The organism is Bradyrhizobium sp. RDM12 (genome assembly GCF_051917485.1).
In the GTDB taxonomy this organism is placed as follows: Bacteria; Pseudomonadota; Alphaproteobacteria; order Rhizobiales; family Xanthobacteraceae; genus Bradyrhizobium.
Window position 1 is genome coordinate 4,469,337 of the sequence record NZ_CM133064.1, and the last position, 21,966, is coordinate 4,491,302.

Genomic DNA, 21,966 nt, shown 5'->3' on the forward strand with positions numbered 1-21,966 from the left:
GTCTGGTTGTAGAAGGCCCGATGACAGGCTGAGCCGTCGGTTCGCCTCAACGCTATCACAGGGATGCTCGGTCATGGCAGCAGAGAAGGTCGCACTCGTCACCGCAGGCGGCAGCGGCATGGGGGCAGGGGCCGCGCGGCGGCTCGCAGCCGACGGCTTTCGCGTGGGCGTCCTGTCGTCCTCCGGCAAGGGTGAGGCGCTCGCCGCCGAGCTCGGCGGGTTCGGCGTGACCGGCTCGAACAAATCCAACGACGACCTGAAGCGCCTCGTCGACGACGCGCTGGCAAAGTGGGGACGCATCGACGTGCTCGTCAACAGCGCCGGACACGGCCCGCGCGCGGCCATCACGGAGATTACCGATGAGCAGTGGCACCTCGGCCTCGACACCTATTTGCTGAACGTGATCCGTCCGACCCGGCTGGTGATGCCGGCAATGCAGGCGCAGAAGGGCGGCGCCATCATCAATATCTCGACCGCCTGGGCGTTCGAGCCGAGCGCGATGTTCCCGACCTCGGCGGTGTTCCGCGCAGGCCTGGCGGCTTTCACCAAGATTTTCACCGACACCCACGCGGCCGACAACATCCGCATGAACAACGTGCTGCCGGGCTGGATCGACAGCCTGCCGCAGCTCGATGCGCGCCGCGAGTGTGCCGCTGAAGCGCTACGGCAAGGTCGAGGAGATCGCGGCGACGGTGTCGTTCCTCGCATCTGACGGCGCCGCCTATATCACCGGCCAGAACATCCGCGTCGACGGCGGGCTGACGCGCTCGGTCTGAGGCAGCGTCTCAGTGCGACGCCAGCAGGCGCGCCAGCGCGGCAAGGATCTTGTAGCGGGCAATCTCGTGCGGATATTCGCCGCGATTGGCGAGCAGCACAATGCCGATCCGGTGGGCCGGTACGAGACCGATATAACCTGACGCGTTGTTGAGGCCGCCCGGCTTGTCGACGACGGTGACGCCGGGAAGGTGCACGGTCTCCCAGGCCATGGCCTGGCCGAACGTGGCCTGCCCGAACCTTTGGTCGATGTGGAAACGTTCGCGCTGTGTCATGCGCAGCGCTTCGCGCAGGTGCGGATCGATCGAACGGCCGTCGACGGCCGCCGCAACGAAGGTCGCAAGATCCCGCGCGGACGAGAACATTTGGCCGGTGCCGGGGAAGTCGAAATAGCTCTGCTGGTCGCCAATCGGACCGATCGCGCTGCCCTGGTCGGAATAGCCCTGCGCGACGCGCCGCATCGAGGCGGCATCCATGATCGCGCGGCTGTCCACTCCGCATTCGGGAATGTACGTGTCTTGCATGCCGAGCGGCGTGAGCACCCGGCTCTCGATCAGTCCGGCGATCGGCGTGTGATAGCAGCGCTCGAGCACGAGCTTAAGGAGGACGTAGCCGGCATGACTGTAGATGCGCTGCTTGCCGGGCGCGACGCCGGCGGGCGGTGTCCAGGCGTTGAGCATCGCGATGAATTGCGTCTGCGAGTAGGATTCGTTCGGCCAGGGCGGGTGATCGGTCGGCAGCAGCAATCCCGAGGTGTGCGTGACGAGCTCGCCGACGGTGACACGGCGGATATAGTCGCCGTCGAGCTCCGGCAGATATTTCGGCAGGGGATCGTCGAGCTGCAGCTCACCGCGGAGCGCGCCGAGTGCGACCAGCGTCGCCTCGAACGGTTTTCGCAAGGAGGCGAGGTTGAACAGCGTGTCCGGCGTGACCGGCCGCTTGGTGACGCCGTCTGCGAAGCCGTAGTTGAAGAATTCGATATGGCGGCCGGCGTATAGCGCGGCTGCGAGGCCGCCGGGATGGTCCGGCGTTGCGGTCGGCGCGAGTTCCGCCGCAACGATGTCGCGCATCTGCGCGATCATGTCGGAGTCCGCAGATGCGCGACGCGGCCAGAGCGCGATCGCAAGAGGAGCGAGCGCGGCGCGTGCGACGGTTCGCCGGGTGATTTGCGGTGAGATGACAACAGGCAGCACGTGATCCGGATGATATGTGTGTGTGCCCCCGGGGAATCTTCTAGCGGGAAGCGCCCGCTGTCCCAAGTCACAATTGCGCGCTCCGGGTTCCACATCGCGGTCACGCGAAAAACTTAGCTTATGAGCTAACAATCATTGACGCCGGATCGCGGCAGGCTTATAGTTAGCTCCATGGCTAACCAATTATCCCATCTCGACCAGGTTTTTGCGGCGCTCGCCGACCCCACGCGGCGGGCGATCGTGATGCGGCTGTGCGCCGGCGAGGCCTCCGTCGGCGAGCTCGCCGAGCCCTTCGAGATGGCGCTGCCGAGCTTCATGAAGCACATCCACGTCCTGGAGCTGAGCGGACTCGTGCAGTCTGAGAAGTCCGGCCGCGTGCGCACCTGCCGCCTCACTCCGGACGCGCTCCTCAGTGCGGAAGACTGGTTCCAGCACCAGCGCGCGATCTGGGAGGCGCGGCTCGACCGGTTCGAGGCTTACGTGATGAAGCTCAAGAAGGAGAGGGTGACCGCCAGGCGGCCGCCTAAGACGACCGGCAAGACAACCGGCAAGACCACCAACAAGACAAGCAAACGGAAAGGTGCCTGACGATGACGAGTTCTGCCAATGCTGCCCTGTCGCAATGGTCGATGGACCGCGAGATCGTGATGTCGCGCGTGATCGACGCGCCGCGCGATCTGGTGTTCGAGGCCTGGTCCGACCCAAAGCACCTGCCGCAATGGTTCGGGCCGAAGGGATTCAAGATCGAGACTTTCGAGATCGACGTGCGCGTCGGCGGCGTCTGGCGCTTCAACATGATCGGTCCCGACGGCACCGTCTATCCGAACCGCATGCGCTTCCGCCGCATCGAGCGGCCGTCATTCATGGAGATGGACCACGGCGTCGACCAGGACGATGACCCCGGCATGTTCCGCTTCACCATCACTTTTGCCGAGCAGAGCAACGGCAAGACCGTGCTGATGATGCGGCAGCTGGCAGCGAGCACCGAGCAGCGCGACGGCATGATCGGCTTCGGCGCCGTCGAGTACGGCTACCAGACGCTGGACAAGCTGGCGGCTTACGTGGGCGGGATGAAGACGTAAGATTGCAAGTGGGGCCATTCCGCAGCGGGAGGGGAGCTTCCTCGTGGGCTCCCTCACTCCTTCGCTTCGTCGGTGACGATGCCGCCGAGCTTCTGCCAGCGCTGACCGTCGAACTGCACCATCTGGAACTGCTTGTTGACGCGGTAGTCGGTCGGTGACGTCGTCACTGAGATGCCCGGCAGCGTCAGGTCGAGTTCGATGTTCTTCAGGCTGGCTGCCTGGCGCATCACATTCTCGCGGGTGAGATCGTCGCCGCATTGCTTGAGCACCTGCACCAGGAGCTGCGTGGTGATATAGCCATAGACGTTCAGGTTGGAATCCTTGTCGCCGTCAGGATAGTAGTTGGCCATGAAGGCGAGATAGCGCTTCATTCCGGGATCGTCTTTCCATTCGGGATCGGCGGAATCCTTGACATAGCCGACGCTGACGACGCCCTTGGTGTTGTCGAGTCCGGCGGGTTTCAGCACCGCGCTGACCGAGGAGGCATTGATGTCGATAATGTGCAGCGGCTTCCAGCCGATCTCGGCGACCTTCTTGATCGCCTGCGCCGCCTGTTTCGGTGTCGTGGCGCTGAACAGCACGTCGGCGCCGGCGTCCTTCAGCCGCAGGATCTGAGAGTCGATGGTCGGTTCGGTGATCTCGTAGGACGTTTCGGCGACGACCATCTTCGCCGCCTTGTCGCCGAGACCGGCTCTGAGGCCGGCGAGATAGTCCTTGCCGAGGTCGTCGTTCTGGTAGAGCACGCCGATCCTGGCGTCCGGATAGTTTTTCAGGAGATATTGCGCATAGATGCGGCCCTCAACGAGATAGGATGGGTTGAAGCCCATGGTCCACGGAAAGTTCTTCGGGTCTGTGAAGCGCGCCGCGCCCGTCGCGGCGAAGAGCTGCGGCACTTTCTTGGCATTGAGGTATTTTTGCACGGCGACGTTCGGCGCAGTGCCGATGATCTGGAACGTCAGCAGCACCTCGTCGCTCTCGACGAGCCTGCGGGTCTGCTCAACCGTCTTTGGCGGAGAATAGGCGTCGTCGTACTGGATAAGATCGATCTTGCGTCCGTTCACACCGCCCTGGTCGTTGATCATCTTCATGTAGGCCGCCTGCGTCTTGCCGATCACGGCATAGGCGGAGGCCGGACCGCTGAGTGGGACGGTCTGGCCGACCTTGATCTGGGTATCGGAGGCGCCGGGATCGTATTTCTTCTGTGCCTGCGCGGCCGGGATCGACAGCGCGACGACCAGTGCTGAGGCCGGGGCAAGCTTGAAAAGAGCGTTCGTCATGTCCATCCTCTGTGATTCTCACTCGCCCTTGAGGCCCGCCTCGCGGATCAGCCCCGTCCACTTTTTTGTCTCGTCGTCGATGAACCGGCCAAACTCGGCCCCGGTGCCGGCACGCACTTCGAGGCCTTGGGCAGTCAGCTTGTCCTTGATTGCGGGCTCGGCGAGCGCGCGCAAAACTTCGGCCTGGAGCTTGTCGACGATAGCGCGCGGCGTCGTTGACGGCGCCATGAAGCCGTACCAGCCTGCGGCGGCCACGTTGGCAAAACCCTGTTCACGCAGTGTCGGTGCCTGCGGGTAGAGCGTGCTACGCTCATGAGAGGCAACTCCGAGCACGATGAACTTGCCGCTCTGGATGTAGGGCAGCGCCGTCGGCAGTGCTGTCAGCGTGGCATCGACGCGACCGGCGAGCAGTTCCGTGTAGGAAGCCGCGTCACCGCGGAACGGAATGTTGAGACCCTTGACGCCGGCGTCCCGGAACAGCAACTCGCCGGCAAGATGCGGCTGCGAGCCGGCTCCGGGCGAGGCGAAGGTCAGGCCGTCCGGTTTGGATTTGCCGTAGGCAATGAGTTCCAGCAGTGTCTTGAAGGGCGCGTCTGCACTGATGATCAGGAACAACGGCGCGACCACTGCCATGGCTACGGGCTGAAGATCCGTGCGATCGTAGGTCAGCTTGCCGAACAGCGCTTCGGCGGTCGCATAGGGTGCCGCGACATAGAGAATGGTGTAGCCGTCTCCCGGCGCATGCGCCACGGTATCATTGGCGATGCGCGTGCCGGCGCCCGGCTTGTTCTCGACGATGAACTGCTGACGCAGGTTGCGGCTGAACTCCTCAGCGAGCAGCCGCAGCGAGATGTCGTTGGAGCCGCCGGGGCCGTAAGGCGAGATCAGCCGCACCAGGTGCGAGGGCCAGGACTCCTCAGCGCGCGCGCAGAATGGAAGTGTTGGCAGTGACAGGGCGAGGGTGCCCAGCAATGTTCGGCGTGTGATGGTCATGACGGCCTCCCGGTGCTGGAGTGCCAGCGGTCTTGTTCATCTCCTGGCCCTCTTCTTGTTTTGCTTATTCGTTTCGGCCGCCGGCTGGGCCGCGCCAACGGTAGCGCGGATGCTGTCGGCGAGCGCTGCGATGCGCGGGCCGATTTCGCTCTCCAACTGGCCGGACTGGAGCCGGAATGCCGGGATGCCGCAATTGATCGAGAATGACTGCTTCGTCTCACCGAAGTGAAACAAGGGCGCCGCGACAGCGTGTATCGAGGCCATGTACTCGCCCCAGCAGGTGCAGAAGCCGCGGCCGACGCATTGCGCGAGGCCGGCGCGGTACCTGTCGCAAAAGGCCGACCACAGTTCGGTATCCTCGGTCGCAATGCGCTCTTCGAGCAGCGCTGCATCGGCCGGCGCCAGGGTCGCTGCCGCGGCGCGGCCCATCGCGGTCATTACGACTGGAATGGGCATGCCAATGTCGGGAGCGTGCGGGCCAACGTCCCCTGAGCGCGCGGTCTCGACATAGATCATCGATGTGCCGTCGAGCAGGCCGATCGAGACCGTGCCGCGCACGCTCTGCGCCAGCTCCTGCATCATCGGACGCGCGATCTGGCGGAATTGCAGGTCGGCTAGCAGCGGATGGGCCATCCGCAGGACGCGCGCGCCAACGCGATATTTGGTGCGCTCGGATCGTAGCGGAGGTAGCCGAGCTCGGCGAGCGTGTGCGTCAGCCGCGCCACCGTCGGCCGTGGAATCCCTGTTAGCGTCGACAGCTCCATGTTGCCGAGCCGAGTCGTTCCGGCCTTGAAGGCTTCGAGCACCACGAGGCCTTTTGCCAGCGTCGTTGCGAACGCGGCGTCATCTGCGCTCGAAGCCAGCACTGCGGCTGCGGACGAGGGTATGGAAGGTGGTTTGGACGCAGTTCGAGCCATGCGAGATTAGTGAACCCGGCGAAGGTGTTTTGTCCAATAAATTCGGTCAGCACCGGATATTGGTCCACTATGCGGACAGCAGGCGAGTAAAACATGCACGGAAATCTCGCCGCACACAGAACGTCATCTCTATCGTTCGATCGTGCTTGTCCGCCGTATTTTCCTTTTGGAGCAGCAATACGCCCTAGAGCAGCGCCTCCGCGGTCGGCGGGCAACCGGGGACATAGATGTCGACCGGCACCACGCGGTCGCAGCCGCGCACGAGGGAATAGGAAAAGTGATAATAGCCGCCGCCATTGGCGCAGGATCCCATCGAGATCACATAGCGCGGCTCGGGCATCTGGTCGTAGATCTTGCGGAACGCGGCGGCCAACTTGTTCGTCAGGGTGCCCGCGACGATGATCACGTCGGACTGCCGCGGCGAAGCCCGAGGCGCGAAGCCGAACCGTTCGGCATCATAGCGGGGCATGGACATCTGCATCATCTCGATGGCGCAGCATGCCAGACCAAATGTCATCCACATCAGCGATCCGGTCCGGGCCCACGTAATCAATTCCTCGGCGGTGGCGGTGAAGAAACCTTTGTCTGCGAGGTCATCGCGGATCTGCATGAAGTAGGGGTCGGATGAGTTGTCGGGCGGTCCTTGTCTCGGACGCGGGGTCGACAGATTGCCGGAACGTGGAGAACCATCGATCATCAGGGCGTTGTTTCCGTGAGTTGGGGGTCCACAACTTCGCCGTAAATCGCAACCGCGGGTGGAGCCCGGCGTTTCCGCGCCGGGACCTGTTTGGCGTTCCGCTATCGCTGGGCCGGAACATTTGCCGGAGTGGTCCAGAGTGCTGTGGCATCGGCCGGGCCCGATTAGGAACGATCGCCAGCAGGACGCAGTTTGCGGCAACGAGGCCAGTCAGATGGAGGACAGAGATGGCTAACGCAGCCCGCGATACGTTCGTGGTTGGACTACGCAATGCGCATGCGATGGAGGTGCAGGCGCGGGAATTGATGGAGCGCCAGTCGGAACGGCTGGACGATTATCCGGAGGTGAAGGCGAAGGTCGCTGCTCACCTGCAGGAAACCAACGAGCAATTGAAGCGGCTGGAGAGGTGTCTCGAAGGCTGTGGCGAGAGCACATCCAGCCTCAAGGATACGACGCAGTCGATGATGGCCAACATGCAGGCGATGACGCATTCGGTCGCCGGCGACGAGATCCTCAAGAACACCTTCGCCAACAACGCCTTCGAAAATTTCGAGATCGCCGCCTACAAGTCTCTGCTCGCCTTGTGCGGCGCCGCCGGCGTGGCGGAAGCCAAGGAACCGCTCGAGACGTCGCTGAAGGAGGAGCAGCGTATGGCCTCCTGGATCGACTCCAATGTCGAGAAGGTGACGATGGAGTTCCTGAGTCACCAGCGCCACGCGGCGTAATTCGGCACCCTCGCGATATCGAGCCACCGGCGTGCTACAGCGCCGGTGGTTTTTTACGCCTCGGCCGGATGCCTCGCCACACCGGCAGGAGCGATAGAGGGCCCGTCGCGCCGAGGGGCGGTGAGCGCAGTCATTCGGATCCGCCCCTTGCTGAGCCGATTGCGAATTATGACAGTTTCGTCACGCAGATTTTTGTCGCGTCGTGCTGCTGACTTATGACAGGATTGCTACCGTTGGATGTCATATCGATTACAGCGGAGCGATTCATGTTGCAGTGGCAGGCGCGGTCAAATCCCCTTGCGTGGTGGTGGGGATCCCTGACGCTGGTCAGCGCTGCCAACATTCTCGTCTGGTTCATGCTGTACCGCGAGTTCTATCCGACCATTGCCGGCAGCGTCGGTGGCGGTTCGGATATCGGCCTGATGTTCCTGCTCTGTGCGGGGTATGTGTTCGGCTGCGCTTTCCGCTCGGTGCTGCCGCGCGCCGACGTGCAGCGTATCTGCCTGTTCGACACTTGGCTGTCGAGCGTGTTCGTCGGCCGCACGGTCGCAACTGTGGCCGAAGTCTGCTTCGCCGCCCAATGGGCGATCATCCTGCATCAACTCGGTCACATGACCGGCGCAGCGACCGCGGTGAACATCGCGCTGGTGATCGTGCCGATCATCATCATCGCGGAGTGTTTTTCCTGGTATGCGGTGGTGACCACCAACTTCCTCTTCAACGCGATCGAGAACTCGCTGTGGGCGGTGACCTTCTTCCTTGCCGGCATCGCGCTGTGCCGGCTGATGCCGGAATTTCAGGGGGCCGTGCGCTGGGCGCTGATTGCCGGCATCGTCGGCATCGCCTGCTTCCTCGCCTTCCTCGTCACCGTCGACGTTCCCATGTACCTCAGCCGCTGGCGGGCAGGGCACGAGGAAGGTGGCAGGTTCCTCGGCTTCCTCGAGGGCCTGCATGACGTCTCGACGCGATGGGTGGTGACCCACGACATCGCGCATTGGAAAGGCGAACTGACCTGGATGTTTCTGTATTTCAGCGCCGCCGTGTGGTCGAGCCTCGCGCTCTGCGCGCTCTACGCCATGGAAGGTTATCTCACGCGCTATCTCGCCTGAAGACGGACTCCACTGTTTCATGCGTTTTCCTGACGCGAACGGGTATCCAGTTCGCTTGAAAACGCTTTACTTGCCAACTAGGCTGCACTTGCTGCGATCGAGCGGGCGGAAGGCCTGGTCCGGCGGAATGGTCGCGACCAGCTTGACGAAGTCCCACGGGCCCTTGGATTCCTCGGGCGTCTTGACCTGCACCAGATAGAGATCATGCACCATGCGCTGGTCCTCGCGGATGCGGCCGTTGGGCGTGTAGGCGTCCGACACCGGCGTCGCCTTCATCCTGGTCAGCACGGTCGCGCCGTCGTCGGAGTCGGAATCCTTCACGGCTTGCAGATAGTGCCGCACCGCCGAATAGACGCCCGCCTGGATCTGGGACGGCATCGCCTTGCGTCGCGCGTAGAACGCATCCGAGAACTTTCGGGCCGCCAGTGAAACGTCCTCGAAGAACGAGGTGACAATGAGATCGCCGCGCGTCGCCTTCAGGCCGACGGCCGCGATATCGACGTTCTGGAATGACATCGGCACGATCTTCATGCCCTGGTCGGCGAGGCCGAATTCCTCGGCCTGCTTGATCGCGGTGGCGTTGTCGCCGGCGACATTGATCGCGAGAATCTTGGCGCCCGAGGACTGCGCCTGGAGCAGGAACGATGAGTAGTCGGGCGTGCCAAGCTGGGCCTTGACGCTGCCGGCGACCTTGCCGCCGAGCGCCGCGATGCGATCGCGTGCGGTCGCCTCGATCGAATGGCCGAAGGCATAGTCGCCGGTGATGAAGAACCACGGCTCCTTGCTGGTCTGCATGATGCCGGAGACCACCGCGGTCGCGGTCGAATAGGCGTCCTGGGTCCACTGCACGCTGCTGGGCGCGCAGGCGTCATCGGTGAGCTGGTTGGCGCCGGCGCCGGAGACGAGGAAGATTTTTCCGTTGCCGCGCACGAGCTCCTGCACGGCAAGCGCCGCGCCGGAGCTGCCGCCGTCCGCGATCGCCTGGACGCCGTCGCTGAACCATTTTCGCGCGAGCGAGGCCGCGAGGTCCGGCTTGCTCTGGTGGTCGGCCTGCAAGATCTCGATCGGCTTGCCGTCGATCTTGCCGCCGAACTCTTCCGCCGCCATTCGTGCCGCCTCGACCGAGCCCGGGCCCATCGCAGTTGCGAAGATGCCGTTCATGTCCGTAAGGACGCCGATTCGGATCGCGTCGCCCTTGATCTCGGCGCGCGCAGCGCCTGCGACCGACAGCGTGATCAGCAGGATAGCGGTGAGTCTCTTGCGATGGATGCCCATGATGTCTCTCGATCCCGGTTGAAGGTGAGCGCGGCAATCGCCGCCCTGGATGGGCCCGTGCGATGACGCAAGGTGTGCTTCAGTTGACGATCTTGCAGGCGGGATCCTCGGGACCAAAGGCTTGATCGCCGGGAATCTTCGTCAGGAGCTTGTAGTAGTCCCAGGGGTATTTCGATTCCTGGGGCGTCTTGACTTGAGCGAGCCAGAGGTCGTGCACCATGAGGCCGTCGGCCCGAAGCTTGCCACCATGCGCGAAGAAGTCGTTGATTGGCGTGTCGCGCATCCTGCTTGCGACCTTGCCGGGATCGTCGGTCCCGGCTGCCTTGACCGCGTTGAGATAATGCGTGACCGCGGAGTAGACGCCCGCTTGCCACATCGTCGGCATGCGCTGCATCTTCGCGAAGAAGCGCCTCGACCAGGCCCGCGTCTGCTCATCCATGTCCCAGTAGAAGGCGGTCGTCAGCAGCAGGCCCTGGGCGCTTTGCAATCCAAGCGCATCGATGTCGGTGATCAGCGCAAGCAGGGCAGCCATCTGCTGCCCGCCCTGAAACAGGCCGAATTCGCCGCCGGTCTTGATCTCGTTCACATTGTTGGGTGGGCCGCCGGCGATTCCGATGATCTTCGCTTTCGAGGCCTGCGCCTGAAGCACGAATGACGACATGTCGGTGGTTCCGAACGGCGGCCGAGCCGATCCCAGCACCTTGCCGCCCTCGCGCTTGATCACCTCCGTAGCGTCACGTTCCAGCGCGTGGCCGAACGCTATATCGTCGGTGAGAAAGTACCAGATGTCGCCGCCGCGCTTGACGACTTCCTGGGCCGTACCGACAGCGAGCGCGTGCGTGTCGAACACCCACTGCATGGTGTAGCGCGAACAGAACTTGCCGTGAAAATCCGCCGTTCCGGTCGCGGTGACGATGAGCAACTTCTTCTTCTCGGTCGCGACCGTTTGCACGGCGAGCCCCACCGCCGACACGGGAACATCCACGATGAGATCGACCTGTTCGGTGTCGTACCATCGTCGCGCGATGGCAGCCCCGATATCGGGCTTTATCTGATGGTCTCCGACGATCAGCTTGATCGGCTTGCCCAACACGCTGCCACCGAAATCGTCAATGGCCATTTGAGCCGCGGTGACAGAGCCTTGACCGGTTGGCGTGGAGGAGGGCCCAGTCATATCCGATAGCACGCCGATTTTGACTACATCGTCGGAGAGCTGGGCATGAGCGGCTGTCATCGCCAGGATTGCAGCGGTCACGATGAGTGCGCGAACCAAGCCGTGCATATTGATTCCTCTCTTGGACGCCGGATGTGTCCCTTTTCGGGATCGTCTCGGTGGCGGTCAGGCCGGTTCGGCCATGACGTTGTTGCGCAAAATTCCGATGCCGGAGATTTCGACCTCGACGGTGTCGCCGGGACGCATCCACAAAGGCGGCACGCGCTTGGCGCCGACGCCGCCCGGCGTGCCCGTGACGATGACGTCACCGGGGACAAGCGCGCAGATCGTCGAGATATAGGTGATCAGCTCGGGGATCGCGGTGATCAGGAGATCGGTGGTGGTGTCCTGCACGACCGTGCCGTTCAGCCGGGTCTGAAGCGTGAGCTTCGACGGATCGGGGATCTCGTCCGCCGTGACCAGCCATGGTCCGAAGCTGCCGCTTTCCGCAAAGGTCTTGCCGGAGAGGAACTGGCTGGTGTGGCGCTGCCAGTCGCGGATGCTGCCTTCATTGTAGCAGGCGTAGCCGGCGATATGGTCGAGCGCGCGGCTCGCGGGAATGTGGCGGCCATCCTTGCCGATCACGAGCGCGAGCTCGCCCTCATAGTCGAAATCGTCGCTTACCTTGGGTTTGACGATGGGCTGGAGATGGCCGACCTGGCTGCACGGGAAGCGCACGAACAGAGCCGGCTTCTCGGTCACGGTGCGACCGGTTTCGGCGACGTGGTCGCGGTAGTTGAGGCCGACGCAGATGATCTTGCCGGGATCGGGGATGACGGGGGCGAAGCTGATGGTGTCGAGCGCATGATCGGGTGCGGTGGACGCGACCAGCTTTGCCGCCTCGGCCACGCGGCCGGCGTCGAGCAACTGCCGCAGCGTGGTGCAGGCCGCCATGCGCGTACCGAGATCGACCACGCCGTTGTCCTTGACGGCTCCGAAGGAGGGGCGGCCGTTGGCGATGAAAGAGAGCAGCTTCATAAGGTGTCCTTGAGAGTGTTCGGTCAGGCCGCGGACGGCACGTGGGTGGGGGCGTGATCGCGGAGATGAGCCGGTCGAACTCCGCATCGTTGCGGGCGGTGCCGCGGATATAGCGGTCGGGGCGAACCAGCGCGGCGGTGATGCCGTGCTCCCGCAGCCAGGGTCCGATCCCCTCGGCATCGTCGCTGGTCAGGATATTGATCCCGGGCCGCGAGAGAGCGAGATGCGTCGCGCTCTCGACGAGGAGGACATGGCCGTAGCCGATCCGGTCGTCGCCGCGACTGCCATCATTCAGCATGAACTGCGGCGCGAGATGTCCGGCGAGCGGCAGGTCGCCGAGCGCGTGGCCGGGGCCGAGCAGGGTTTTTTCACTTCGAGCTTCACGGGCGCATTTTCACGCGCTTGCCCCGCGGCGAGGCCAGCTTCGATCGCCTTGGTGTTGATGACACCGCCGAGGCGAATCGCGAGCTCGATGAACTCGCGTACATGCGGCCGGCGCTCGCTTTGATAGGTGTCGAGTATATCTGACGACGCGTCGTCGCGAATGACCGCAGCGAGTTTCCAGGCAAGATTTGCGGCATCGCGGATGCCGGCGCACATGCCCTGGCCGAGGAAGGGCGGGGTCTGGTGCGCGGAATCGCCGGCGAGCAGCAGGCGCCTGTGGCGCCATTGCTGCGCGATGACGGAATGAAAGGTGTAGACCGCGGCGCGCTCGAGCACGGCATCGTCCGGCGTGATCCAGCGTGACAACAACTCCCAGACCTTTGCCGGCTGCGCGACGTCGTTCAGATCCTCGTCCGGGAGGACCGTAATCTCCCAGCGCCGCCGCGTGCCGGTGCCGCGCACATAGGTCGCCGGCCGGTGCGGGTCGCAATGCTGGATACTGTAGTCACCGAGATCGTCGCGCGCGCGCTTGAGCAGCACGTCGATCACCAGCCAACGCTCGTGGAAGCCGAGATCGTCCATGCCGGAGCCGATGAAGCGGCGTACGAGAGCGCGCACCGTCGCAGCCGATCACATAGCCAGCGCGGACCTCGCTGAGCTTTCCGTTGGAAAGATCCTCGTAGCGGACGCGCACGCCAGTTTCGTCCTGATCGAGGGCGAACACGTCGCAGCGGCTGCGCAAGCTGACGTGCGGCCAGCGATTCAAGCCGCCGATCAGCACGTCCTCCAGATAGGGCTGGTGGAAGCGATAGCTGAGATTCCAGCCCATCGGCGTCAGCGTCTGCGGCCGCGACCAGTCCAGCAGCATTTTGCCGTCGGCGTCGAGGAAGAGCATGCCGGGGCTGAGGATGACCTGCGGCAGGATTGCGTCCGCAAGGCCGATGGTCTGGAACACGCGCATGCATTCGTCGTCGAAATGCACCGCCCGCGGCAGATGATAGGTCCGCGCCTCGCGCTCGAGCACCAGCGTCCGCACGCCACAGAGACCAAGCAGATTGGCAAGCGTGGCGCCGACCGGGCCACGGCCGACGATCACGACGTCAAATTCCTCGGGGGCGGATTTATCCTGCATGGGGCTATCTCTTCCCCAGGCGGTGCCACCGCTTCAACCGCATCGGGCGAAGTGTCCGCCCAGCGGACGCGGGCTGGGACGACCTGTCCGCCAGCCGGACAGCTTGTTGATGGCGCTACGCGCGGGCACCCGGCTTTCGCTAGTGAAGAGTCAATCAGAATAAAGGCAGGCCGCGGAAGTAGGCCGTCAAGCGGAGGACATCGTGATGCTGCGATCTATCCTGGGCGTGTGTGTTGCAGTACAATTGTTCGCGGCACCCGGCTTCGCGGCCGATATCAACGTCGGGATCATCCTGTCAGCGACCGGGCCTGCGGCTGCGATCGGCAATGCCGAGCGGAACGGGACGGTCTTTGGTCCCACGGAGATCGCCGGCAAGAAAGTCAATTATCTCTTCCTCGATGAAGCCTCCGACACCACCGCAGCGGTAGCCGCTCTTCGCAAACTATTCCTGGAAAGCAAGATCGACATTCTGGTGGGCCCAACCACTACGCCCGGATCGTTTGCTGCGATCGATCCGGCGGTTGAATACAAGTTGCCGTTGATCACTCTGGCTCCCGTCAACGCGCTCGTTGCGCCGGTCGATGCGCGGCGCCGCTGGATATTCAAGACCACAACCAACGACGACCACGAAGCAACACCGCTATTCGCCAACATGAAGAAGACTGGCGTCAAAAAGCTGGCGCTGATCGGATTTGGCGACTCTATGGTGACGCCTGGAGCAAGGTCAGCGCTGACATGTGCGCGGAAGCCGGAATCGATCTGGTCGCGAACGAGAAATACGCGCGGACCGACACCGCTGTCGTGGGCCAAATTCTCAAGATCATCGCGACGGAGCCGGACGCCGTGTTGATCGCCGCCTCGGGCGCGCCGGCGGCCCTTCCGCTGCTGCAACTGCGCGAGAAGGGCTTTATGGGGCAAATCTACGGCACCCTCGGCGCGACCTTCGGCGATTTCCGCAAGCTGACTGGTGCGGAAGGTGACGGCATCTTCGTGCCGCTCAGCCCTGCGGTCGGTGCGGCGTCTTTCCCGGACGAATATCCCGCAAAGAAAGCCGCGCTCGACTTCATCCAGCGTTATGAGGCCAAGTTCGGACCAGGCAGTCGCAATATCTTCGCAGGCTCCGCCTATGACGCGCTGATCTTGATCGAACACGCAGTACCCTCCGCATTGAAGGCGGGCGAGCCGGGGACCGCCGAATTTCGCGAAGCGCTGCGGAGTGCGATCGAGCAGCTCAAGAACGTAGCCGGCTCGCGCGGCGTCTACAATTACGGTCCCAACGATCATACCGGACTGGATCAGAGTGCGCTGACGCTCGGCAGGCTCGAGAAGGGCGAATGGGTCGCCGTGCGCTGAACGGGCGATTGCGGGGAGGGACGGAGCGGGAATGATGTCGGCTGCAATGGATTGCCCCGTCTACGATGTCGATCTCTACGACGATGATGTTCTTCGCGACCCCTATCCGCACTATCGCGCATTGCGTGAGATCGGCCCCGTCGTCTGGTTGCCGCGAAACGCACTCTATGCGCTTGGCCGTTTCGAGGACGTTCGCGCCGCCTTGCGCAATCCCTCCTTGTTTTCTTCGGCGCAAGGCGTTGCCGCCAACGACCACGTCAACGAGATGTCGCGTGGTACGACGCTCGCGAGTGATGCGCCGTTGCACGACCGGCTGCGTGGGATCATCGCGGCGCCGTTGCTGCCGCGGGCGCTGGAGGAGATCGGCCCGGAGATCCGGGCCGAGGCGCGGCGGCTCGTCGACGACCTCGTGGCCCGGGGGCAGTTCGATGCGGTCGCCGATCTGGCTCAGCATCTGCCATTGACCATCGTGTCAAAGCTTGTCGGTCTGGAAGATTATGGCCGTGGCAGCATGCTGCGGTGGGCGTCGGCCACGTTCAACGTCCTCGGTACGATGAACGAGCGAGGCTGCTCAGCGATGGCCGACGTACAGGAGATGCGCGGTTACCTGGGCGGCACCGCAATCCGCGAACGCCTGCTGCCGGGAAGTTGGGGCCAGCGCATATTCGAGGCTGCGGACCGCGGCGAGGTCGAGCCGGAACGCTGCCCGGTTCTGATGCGCGACTATCTCGGGCCGAGCCTCGACACGACGATCTTTGCTACTGCAAACCTGATTCTGCTGTTTGGTCGATACCCCGAGCAATGGGATCTGCTGCGGAAGGAGCCCACGCTGATTCACAACGCGATCAATGAGGCGCTGCGGCTGGAATCGCCGATCCGGGGTTTTACGCGCCATCTCACCGATGAGGCGACGATCGGTGGCATCCGCGTGCAAGGGGGAGCCGGGTCCTGCTGCTCTATGCATCGGCCAATCGCGATGAGCGGAAATGGCAGGACCCGGAACGCTTCGACGTACGGCGCCGGGCGAGTGATCATCTCGGCTTCGGCAACGGCACGCATATGTGCGCGGGTCTTCATCTGGCGCGACTGGAGATGACCGCATTGCTGGAGGTCATGCTGGAGAAGGTGAGGCGGTTCGAGATTGGCGAACCCGTGCTTGCGCTTAACAATGTCCTGCGCGGCCTTGCGTCCCTGCCGGTCCGGGTCAGTTAAGGACTGACCGGAATGGCCGCCGCCGTCTCCTGAAGCCGGCCGACGAACTGCGCCATCGCTTCCTCGATGCCCAGCGCCGAACGAATCCAGATGATGGAGATGCAGCCGAACACGGCGTCGCTGCGGACAATGGGTACGGCGATCGACGCTGTCTTGGGATTGTACTCGCCTTCGCTGCGGATGGCGTAGCCTCGCGCGGCCGTCTCCGCGATCATGCGGTCGAGGCGGCCATCGTCGAGGAAGGGGCGGTCGTCGGCCTCGTCGATACGGCGGAGATGGGTGATGATGAGGTCGCGCTCGCGCGCGGGGCAGGCGGCGAGATAGGCGCGGCCCGCCGAGGTTCGCAGCATCGGTAGGCGCTTTCCGATCATGCCGCGGTCGATCGAGAGCGGGCTGCGCGAATGGGTGGTCTCCTGCACCACCATCGCGGCGTTCTCGTAGGTGGAGAGATCGACTGGCCAGACCAGCGTTTTGCTGAGCTCGGCAAGATAAGGCGCGGCCGCCTGGCAGATCACCACGCCGGGGTCGTAGCCATCACCGAGACTGAGGGCGAGGCGGGTGACGCGAAAGCGGTCGTCGCTGGCGCTGCGCGCGACATAGCCGAGTGCCTCCAGCGTTTCGAGCAGGCGGTAGACGGTCGGGCGGGGCAGATCGAGCGCGCGCGCGACGTCGCCGGCGCGGATACCGCCGGAGCGGTTGACCTCCTGCAGCACGTCCAGCCCGCGCTTGAAGGCGCGCACGCCCTCCGACTGCCGCGGCTGGCCGTTCCGCGTCCGCTCCTTGGACACCTCGCATTTCCTCCCTTGTGCGGCTTCGCCCCGCGATTATCGTCATTGCGAACGCGTAGCGATTGCGGCGTCACCGTAGGATCGTGCGCGGCCGGTATCAAGTTCGCCGCACTGCAGCGGATGCGATGCCCTTGGGAGAAATTCGATGGAAATCACCGCGCTCGGCTATATCGGGATCAATTCGTCGCAGCTCGACCAGTGGGGACAGATGGCGACCGGACTGCTCGGCATGCAGCAGGTCGATCGCGGCGGCAAGATGCGCGCCTTCCGCATGGACGATCGCAAGCAGCGCCTGATCGTCGACGGCAGCAGCGATGCCGGCCTTGCGGTGATGGGCTGGGAAGTTCCCTCGAGCGCGGAGCTGGACCAGTTGGCCGGACGGCTGGAAAGCCACGGCGTCAAGGTGACGCGCGGTTCGCGTGCGCTGGCTGACGAGCGGTATGTCGCCGAGCTCATCATTTTCGCCGATCCCGCCGGCAACCGGCTGGAAGCGTTCTGCAAGCCCGAGCTGGCAAGCGAGCCGTTCAGGCCGGGCCGGCCGATCTCGGGCTTTCGCACCGGCGCGCTCGGCATGGGCCACGCCGTGATGAACGTCGTGGACGTCGAGCTGTTGCTGCCGTTCTATCGCGACGTGCTGGGTTTTCACGTTTCCGATTTCGGGCTCAAGCCTTACGGACTCTATTTCTTTCACGTCAACGGCCGCCATCATTCCTTTGCGATGGTTGGCTCCGGCCGGAAGGCTCTGCACCATTTCATGGTCGAGCTCGGCAGCCTCGACGATGTCGGGCAGGGTTACGATCTCGCGCAGCTCGAAGACGGTCGCGTCGTCTACACACTGGGCCGGCACACCAACGACCACATGACCTCGTTTTATGTGAACACGCCGTCCGGCTTCTTCATCGAATATGGCTGGGGTGGCCGCATCATCGACCCCCAGACCTGGCAGCCGCATGAGACCTTTGACGGGCCTTCGCTGTGGGGCCACGAACGGCTCAACATGCCGGAAGAGCAGCGCAGGCGCCTGCGCGACATGCGGATGGATGCTGCGGCGCGCGGCGTCCGCGTTGCCGATCCGCGCGTGCCGCCGCTGAACTGCGCGTGGCTGGACCAGGTGGTCGCGCGCGAATGATCTGCCGCCTCGCGGTGTCGTTCACGCATCGCCGAGATCGAGCTGCGTCAGGATTCCCTGGCGTAGCGCCAGCCGGACCAGCTCGATATCGGAACCGACGCCGAGCTTGTCCTTGATCAACGAGTGCAAATTCGCGACCGTTTTCGGGCTGACGTGCAGTGTCTCGGCGATCTCCTCCGTCGTATTCTCGGCGAGCAGCAGCCGCAAGACCTCGAACTCGCGCGGGGTGAGGACGTCGGCGGCGGAGTTCTCGCCGCTGATCCGGCTCAGCGCGAGTTCGTGGTCGATATCGGGACTGATCGCGATCTTGCCGGCGAGCACGTCCATCACCGCGCGCACCAGCGTCTCCGGCGGGCTGGTCTTGGTGACATAACCTCGCGCGCCGGCGCGGATCGCCTGCACGGCGAAGCCGGCATTCTCGTGCATGGTGAAGACGAGGATCTTGGCGGCCTTGTCCCATTGCCGGATGCGCCTGACCGCCTCGACGCCGCCGATGCCGGGCATGCTGAGATCCATGATGACGAGGTCGGGCGTCTCGGATTTGAACAGGCGATAGGCCTCCGCACCGTCGCCGGCTTCGGCGATGACGCGCAGGCCCGGCTGCTTCTCGAGCACGGAGCGATAGCCTTCGCGGACCACGGAATGGTCGTCGACCAGCAGAATGGTCGCGGTCATGCCGCGTGCTCCAGCGCCTGCGGATTGGCGGCTGCGAGCGGAATGACGACGCGCAACGCAGAGCCGCCGGCGGGGCCGGCCTCAAAACTCAGCCGCCCGCGCAGCGCCGCGACGCGCTCGCGCATGCCGAGCAGGCCCATACCGGATTTCGCGGCAGGATCGGTCGAGCGTCCGTCATCGTCGATGGCGAGTGCGATCTCGTCGGCAAGCATCGTCAATTCCAGGCTGACCTTGCTGGCGCCGGCATGCTTGGCGGCATTGGTGAGCGCTTCCTGCACGATGCGGTAGAGGTTGGCGCTGATCGTGGCCGGCAGGGTCTCGAAGGTGCCCTCGAAGCGGATCGAAAAACGCGTCTCGCCTCTGCTGCGTCCATTCCAGCCGGCGACGAGGCCTTCGAGACTGGCGACGAGTCCCAATTCCTCCACGTCAGGCGGGCGCAGCCGGAACAGGGTGCCGCGCAGCGTCTCCATCATGCCGGTTGCAGTTCGCGCGATGCCGTCGCACTCGCCAAGCAAGGAGGGGCAGTCCTGCGCAGCGGTCTGGCGGGCGGAGGAGGCGAGCGCGCGAATAGCCGCGAGCGACTGGCCGAACTCGTCGTGCAGCTCGCGGGCGAGATGGCGGCGCTCCTCGTCCTGGAGCGCGATCAGTTTCCGCGTCAACTCGGCCCGTTCGGCCAGCGCGGTGTCGAGGCTTTCAGCGAGATGGTTGAAGACGTCGCGAACTGCGGAGAGTTCAGCGAGATCGAATTGCGGGAGCCGCGTGGTGAGGTCGTTGGCGGCGATCCGCTCGAGGCCGGCGCGGATCATGTGCGTCGGGCGCAGCGCGCGGGCCAGCGCCGCGTAGACCAGGACGCACAACAGCGGCAGTGCAATTGCCAGTGCGAGCATCAGGCGGCCGGCCTCGTGCCAGGCCTCGGCCGTCTGCACGGCCGGATCGACCGAGACCACGGCCTCGCCGAGCTTGGTGCCGCGCAGGATCACGGGCCGCGCCGCCTCGCGGCCGGGGTCGAACAGGCTGTGGTAGAATGCCGTGAAAATCTGCGGCGGCGGGTCCTCCGGGATCGGCGCGCCGCAGAAGCGCTGCAGCATCTCGCCGCTGACGCCACGGAAGGCCAGGCACAGGCCGGGCGTCATCACATAAGCCGAAACGGGATCGAGATTGGGAAAGTCCGAGCGCGGGCTCGCCGCCCACAGCACCTTGCCCTGTTGCAGCTCCAGCGTCTTCGCCACGATGGTAGCGATGGCGTCGATGCGCGCGTGCGCGGCGCGATCGGCCGTGATCAGGAAATAGGCGGAGATCGCGGCGAAGCAGGCGGCCGATATGGCGGCCACGCGCAAGGTCAGGCGGACCTTGAGATCGAGATCTCGGGCGGTTCCACATCGGCGGGCACCTGGCGCGAACGGAATTGTCGCCCTCGCATTTAAGGGCAGAACGCCGGTCGCGGAAAGCGGCACCCTTACCGCGGTGCAACGTCGTGAAATTTTCCCGGTGCCGGTCGGGATGGCCACGGCTGCGCCGAGCGAAGCGCCCGCCTAGCGTGAAGTCTTCCGTCACGCGAGGGCTGTCATGCGCCGTACCCTGTCTTTGCTGTCTTTCGTTGTTCTTCTCGGCGCTGGGCCGGAGGGCCGGGCCGTAGCCGCTGAGACCACCGTTGCTCTCGACGATTTCAGCTATGCCGATACCTCGGCCGAACCGACCGACCAGAGCGCTGCCCACGAACGGCGGCTGCAGGCGTTCATGGTCGCGCTCCGGCGGGATATCGCCGCCGACCCGCGCTACCGGCTTGCGCCGTCCGTGCAGGAGGGGGCGGCGTTCAAGGTCATCGGCGGCATCCAGAAGACCAGCACGCTGGTGCAATGGGCCAAGGTCGCGGTGATTGACGTCGGCGCCAAAAAGGTCGTCATGGACAAGCTCTACACGTTCCGCGGCGACAACGATGAATCGTGGGAGCGCGCCGAGATCTTCGTGTCCCGTGAGGTCATGGCCGCGCTGGCGCAGCCCTGAGGGCGACGGGCGCTAGAATGTCAGCTGCACCTTCATCGATTGCGAGCGGTCGCTCGCGAGCTCGAAGGCGGCGACCGCGTTCTCGAATGGCATGGTCGCCGTGATCAGCGGCTTCACGTCGATCAGACCTTCGCCCATCAGCCGTACCGCCAGCTCGAACTCCGGATCGAAGCGGAAAGTGCCGCGGAGCTGCAATTCCTTGGCGACGATGGAGTTGATCGGCAGCGTCATCTCGCCGCCGAGGCCGAGCTGCACCAGGGTTGCGCCGGGACGGAGCACGTCGAGTGCGGTGCGCAGCGCGGCCTGATTGCCGGAAGCTTCGAACAGCGTGTCGAACACGCCCTTGCCGGCGCGCCAGGGATCGAGCGCGGTTGTATTGTTCGCGACGTTGATCGCATGCGTGGCGCCGAGCCTTTTTGCGACCGCGAGCGGCGCGTCGGCGACATCGGTCACGACGATCTCGGAGGCGCCGCCGAAGCGCGAGACAAGAATCATCAGCGCGCCGATCGGGCCGCAGCCGGTAATCAGCACGCGCTTGCCGAGGAGGGCGCCGGCCTGCTTGCCGGCGTGGAGACACACCGCGAGCGGCTCGGCGACCGCCGCTTCGGCGAGCGACAGCTTGTCTGAGATCGGCACCGCCTGCGTCGCATCGACCGTGATGAACTCGCGAAATCCGCCCTGCACATGGGGAAAGCGCATCGCGCTGCCGAGGAAGCGCATGTCGAGGCACTGGTTGCGTAGGCCTTCCTGGCAATGCAGGCACTTGCCGCATGGCTTGCTCGGATTGACCGCGACGCGCGTCCTGGCTTTCACGTTGGTGACGCCGTCACCGACGGCCGCGACCACGCCCGCGATCTCGTGCCCCAGCGCCATCGGCTGCTGGATCCGGACGACGCCAAAGCCGCCATGATGGTAGTAATGCAGATCGGAGCCGCAAATGCCGCCATTGGCGATCTTGACGCGGACCTCGCCCGGACCGGGTGCGGGATCGGGATAGGTATCGATCCGCAGATCCTTCGGGGCGTGAATGACGACGGCGCGCATGGTCCCGTTTCC

Annotated in this window: 16 protein-coding genes and 6 pseudogenes; 9 read left to right on the forward strand and 13 right to left on the reverse strand. The window is 64.4% G+C overall.

Annotated elements, in window-relative coordinates; genetic code table 11:
* Positions 1-73: 73 nt before the first annotated feature.
* A pseudogene (locus ACTGJ9_RS21750) lies at positions 74-776 on the forward strand (SDR family oxidoreductase).
* A gap of 9 nt (positions 777-785) precedes the next feature.
* Here the strand turns inward: ACTGJ9_RS21750 and ACTGJ9_RS21755 are convergent.
* Complete coding sequence (locus ACTGJ9_RS21755) at positions 786-1,856, reverse strand: serine hydrolase (protein ID WP_456672780.1); 1,071 nt, start codon at positions 1,854-1,856, stop codon at positions 786-788.
* Between the two features lie 282 nt (positions 1,857-2,138).
* Between ACTGJ9_RS21755 and ACTGJ9_RS21760 the strand changes: the two genes are divergently transcribed.
* Both ACTGJ9_RS21760 and ACTGJ9_RS21765 read left to right on the forward strand, forming a co-directional pair.
* Positions 2,139-2,555, forward strand: coding sequence for an ArsR/SmtB family transcription factor (locus ACTGJ9_RS21760; protein ID WP_456672781.1), 417 nt, complete (start codon positions 2,139-2,141; stop codon positions 2,553-2,555).
* Positions 2,556-2,557: 2 nt separating this feature from the next.
* Entirely contained in the window at positions 2,558-3,049 is a 492-nt protein-coding gene (locus ACTGJ9_RS21765) for an SRPBCC family protein (RefSeq protein WP_456672782.1), read from the forward strand.
* A 53-nt stretch (positions 3,050-3,102) separates the two neighbouring features.
* Here the strand turns inward: ACTGJ9_RS21765 and ACTGJ9_RS21770 are convergent, their stop codons facing one another.
* The 4 genes and pseudogenes from ACTGJ9_RS21770 to ACTGJ9_RS21785 form a co-directional block, all read right to left on the reverse strand.
* Entirely contained in the window at positions 3,103-4,326 is a 1,224-nt protein-coding gene (locus ACTGJ9_RS21770; protein WP_456672783.1) for an ABC transporter substrate-binding protein, read from the reverse strand.
* A gap of 18 nt (positions 4,327-4,344) precedes the next feature.
* Positions 4,345-5,319, reverse strand: coding sequence for a Bug family tripartite tricarboxylate transporter substrate binding protein (locus tag ACTGJ9_RS21775; RefSeq protein WP_456672784.1), 975 nt, complete (start codon positions 5,317-5,319; stop codon positions 4,345-4,347).
* Positions 5,320-5,355: 36 nt separating this feature from the next.
* Positions 5,356-6,236 (reverse strand): annotated as a pseudogene (locus ACTGJ9_RS21780) (IclR family transcriptional regulator).
* A 184-nt stretch (positions 6,237-6,420) separates the two neighbouring features.
* Positions 6,421-6,930 (reverse strand): NuoB/complex I 20 kDa subunit family protein, encoded by a 510-nt coding sequence (locus ACTGJ9_RS21785; RefSeq protein WP_456678584.1) that lies wholly within the window; start codon positions 6,928-6,930, stop codon positions 6,421-6,423.
* 230 nt (positions 6,931-7,160) lie between these two features.
* Here ACTGJ9_RS21785 and ACTGJ9_RS21790 point away from each other — a divergent pair, with 230 nt between their 5' ends.
* Entirely contained in the window at positions 7,161-7,658 is a 498-nt protein-coding gene (locus ACTGJ9_RS21790) for a ferritin-like domain-containing protein (protein ID WP_456672785.1), read from the forward strand.
* 266 nt (positions 7,659-7,924) lie between these two features.
* Positions 7,925-8,767 carry a hypothetical protein gene (locus ACTGJ9_RS21795; RefSeq protein WP_456672786.1) on the forward strand — a complete coding sequence of 281 codons (843 nt, stop codon included), beginning with the start codon at positions 7,925-7,927 and terminating at the stop codon, positions 8,765-8,767.
* Between the two features lie 66 nt (positions 8,768-8,833).
* Here the strand turns inward: ACTGJ9_RS21795 and ACTGJ9_RS21800 are convergent, their stop codons facing one another.
* From ACTGJ9_RS21800 to mhpA, 4 genes and pseudogenes are all read right to left on the reverse strand, one after another.
* Complete coding sequence (locus tag ACTGJ9_RS21800; RefSeq protein ID WP_456672787.1) at positions 8,834-10,042, reverse strand: ABC transporter substrate-binding protein; 1,209 nt, start codon at positions 10,040-10,042, stop codon at positions 8,834-8,836.
* 79 nt (positions 10,043-10,121) lie between these two features.
* A complete protein-coding gene (locus tag ACTGJ9_RS21805) occupies positions 10,122-11,324 on the reverse strand; it encodes an ABC transporter substrate-binding protein (RefSeq protein ID WP_456672788.1) in 1,203 nt (400 codons plus the stop codon).
* Positions 11,325-11,381: 57 nt separating this feature from the next.
* Positions 11,382-12,233: a fumarylacetoacetate hydrolase family protein gene (locus ACTGJ9_RS21810; protein WP_456672789.1), complete on the reverse strand. Its 852-nt coding sequence runs from the start codon at positions 12,231-12,233 to the stop codon at positions 11,382-11,384.
* Between the two features lie 23 nt (positions 12,234-12,256).
* Positions 12,257-13,749, reverse strand: a pseudogene (gene mhpA, locus ACTGJ9_RS21815) (bifunctional 3-(3-hydroxy-phenyl)propionate/3-hydroxycinnamic acid hydroxylase MhpA).
* Between the two features lie 205 nt (positions 13,750-13,954).
* Here mhpA and ACTGJ9_RS21820 point away from each other — a divergent pair.
* Positions 13,955-15,102, forward strand: a pseudogene (locus ACTGJ9_RS21820) (ABC transporter substrate-binding protein).
* A 951-nt stretch (positions 15,103-16,053) separates the two neighbouring features.
* Positions 16,054-16,167 (forward strand): annotated as a pseudogene (locus tag ACTGJ9_RS21825) (hypothetical protein); the annotation flags it as partial.
* A 143-nt stretch (positions 16,168-16,310) separates the two neighbouring features.
* Here the strand turns inward: ACTGJ9_RS21825 and ACTGJ9_RS21830 are convergent.
* Positions 16,311-17,102, reverse strand: coding sequence for a DNA-binding transcriptional regulator (locus ACTGJ9_RS21830; RefSeq protein ID WP_456672790.1), 792 nt, complete (start codon positions 17,100-17,102; stop codon positions 16,311-16,313).
* Between the two features lie 145 nt (positions 17,103-17,247).
* Between ACTGJ9_RS21830 and ACTGJ9_RS21835 the strand changes: the two genes are divergently transcribed.
* The gene (locus ACTGJ9_RS21835) at positions 17,248-18,231 is read left to right on the forward strand and encodes a VOC family protein (RefSeq protein ID WP_456672791.1); all 984 of its coding nucleotides are present in this window, start codon (positions 17,248-17,250) and stop codon (positions 18,229-18,231) included.
* 21 nt (positions 18,232-18,252) lie between these two features.
* On the opposite strand, the gene ACTGJ9_RS21840 is transcribed toward ACTGJ9_RS21835, so the two are convergent.
* Together ACTGJ9_RS21840 and ACTGJ9_RS21845 are read right to left on the reverse strand one after the other, a co-directional pair.
* Complete coding sequence (locus ACTGJ9_RS21840; RefSeq protein ID WP_456672792.1) at positions 18,253-18,906, reverse strand: response regulator; 654 nt, start codon at positions 18,904-18,906, stop codon at positions 18,253-18,255.
* Positions 18,903-20,286: pseudogene (locus ACTGJ9_RS21845) on the reverse strand (sensor histidine kinase). The gene ACTGJ9_RS21840 and the pseudogene ACTGJ9_RS21845 overlap by 4 nt, the downstream one beginning before the upstream one ends.
* A gap of 186 nt (positions 20,287-20,472) precedes the next feature.
* Between ACTGJ9_RS21845 and ACTGJ9_RS21850 the strand changes: the two are divergent.
* Positions 20,473-20,910, forward strand: a complete 438-nt coding sequence (locus tag ACTGJ9_RS21850; RefSeq protein WP_456672793.1) for a DUF2380 domain-containing protein — start codon at positions 20,473-20,475, stop codon at positions 20,908-20,910.
* Positions 20,911-20,922: 12 nt separating this feature from the next.
* On the opposite strand, the gene ACTGJ9_RS21855 is transcribed toward ACTGJ9_RS21850, so the two are convergent.
* Positions 20,923-21,954 (reverse strand): L-idonate 5-dehydrogenase, encoded by a 1,032-nt coding sequence (locus ACTGJ9_RS21855; protein ID WP_456672794.1) that lies wholly within the window; start codon positions 21,952-21,954, stop codon positions 20,923-20,925.
* Between the last annotated feature and the right edge of the window lie 12 nt (positions 21,955-21,966).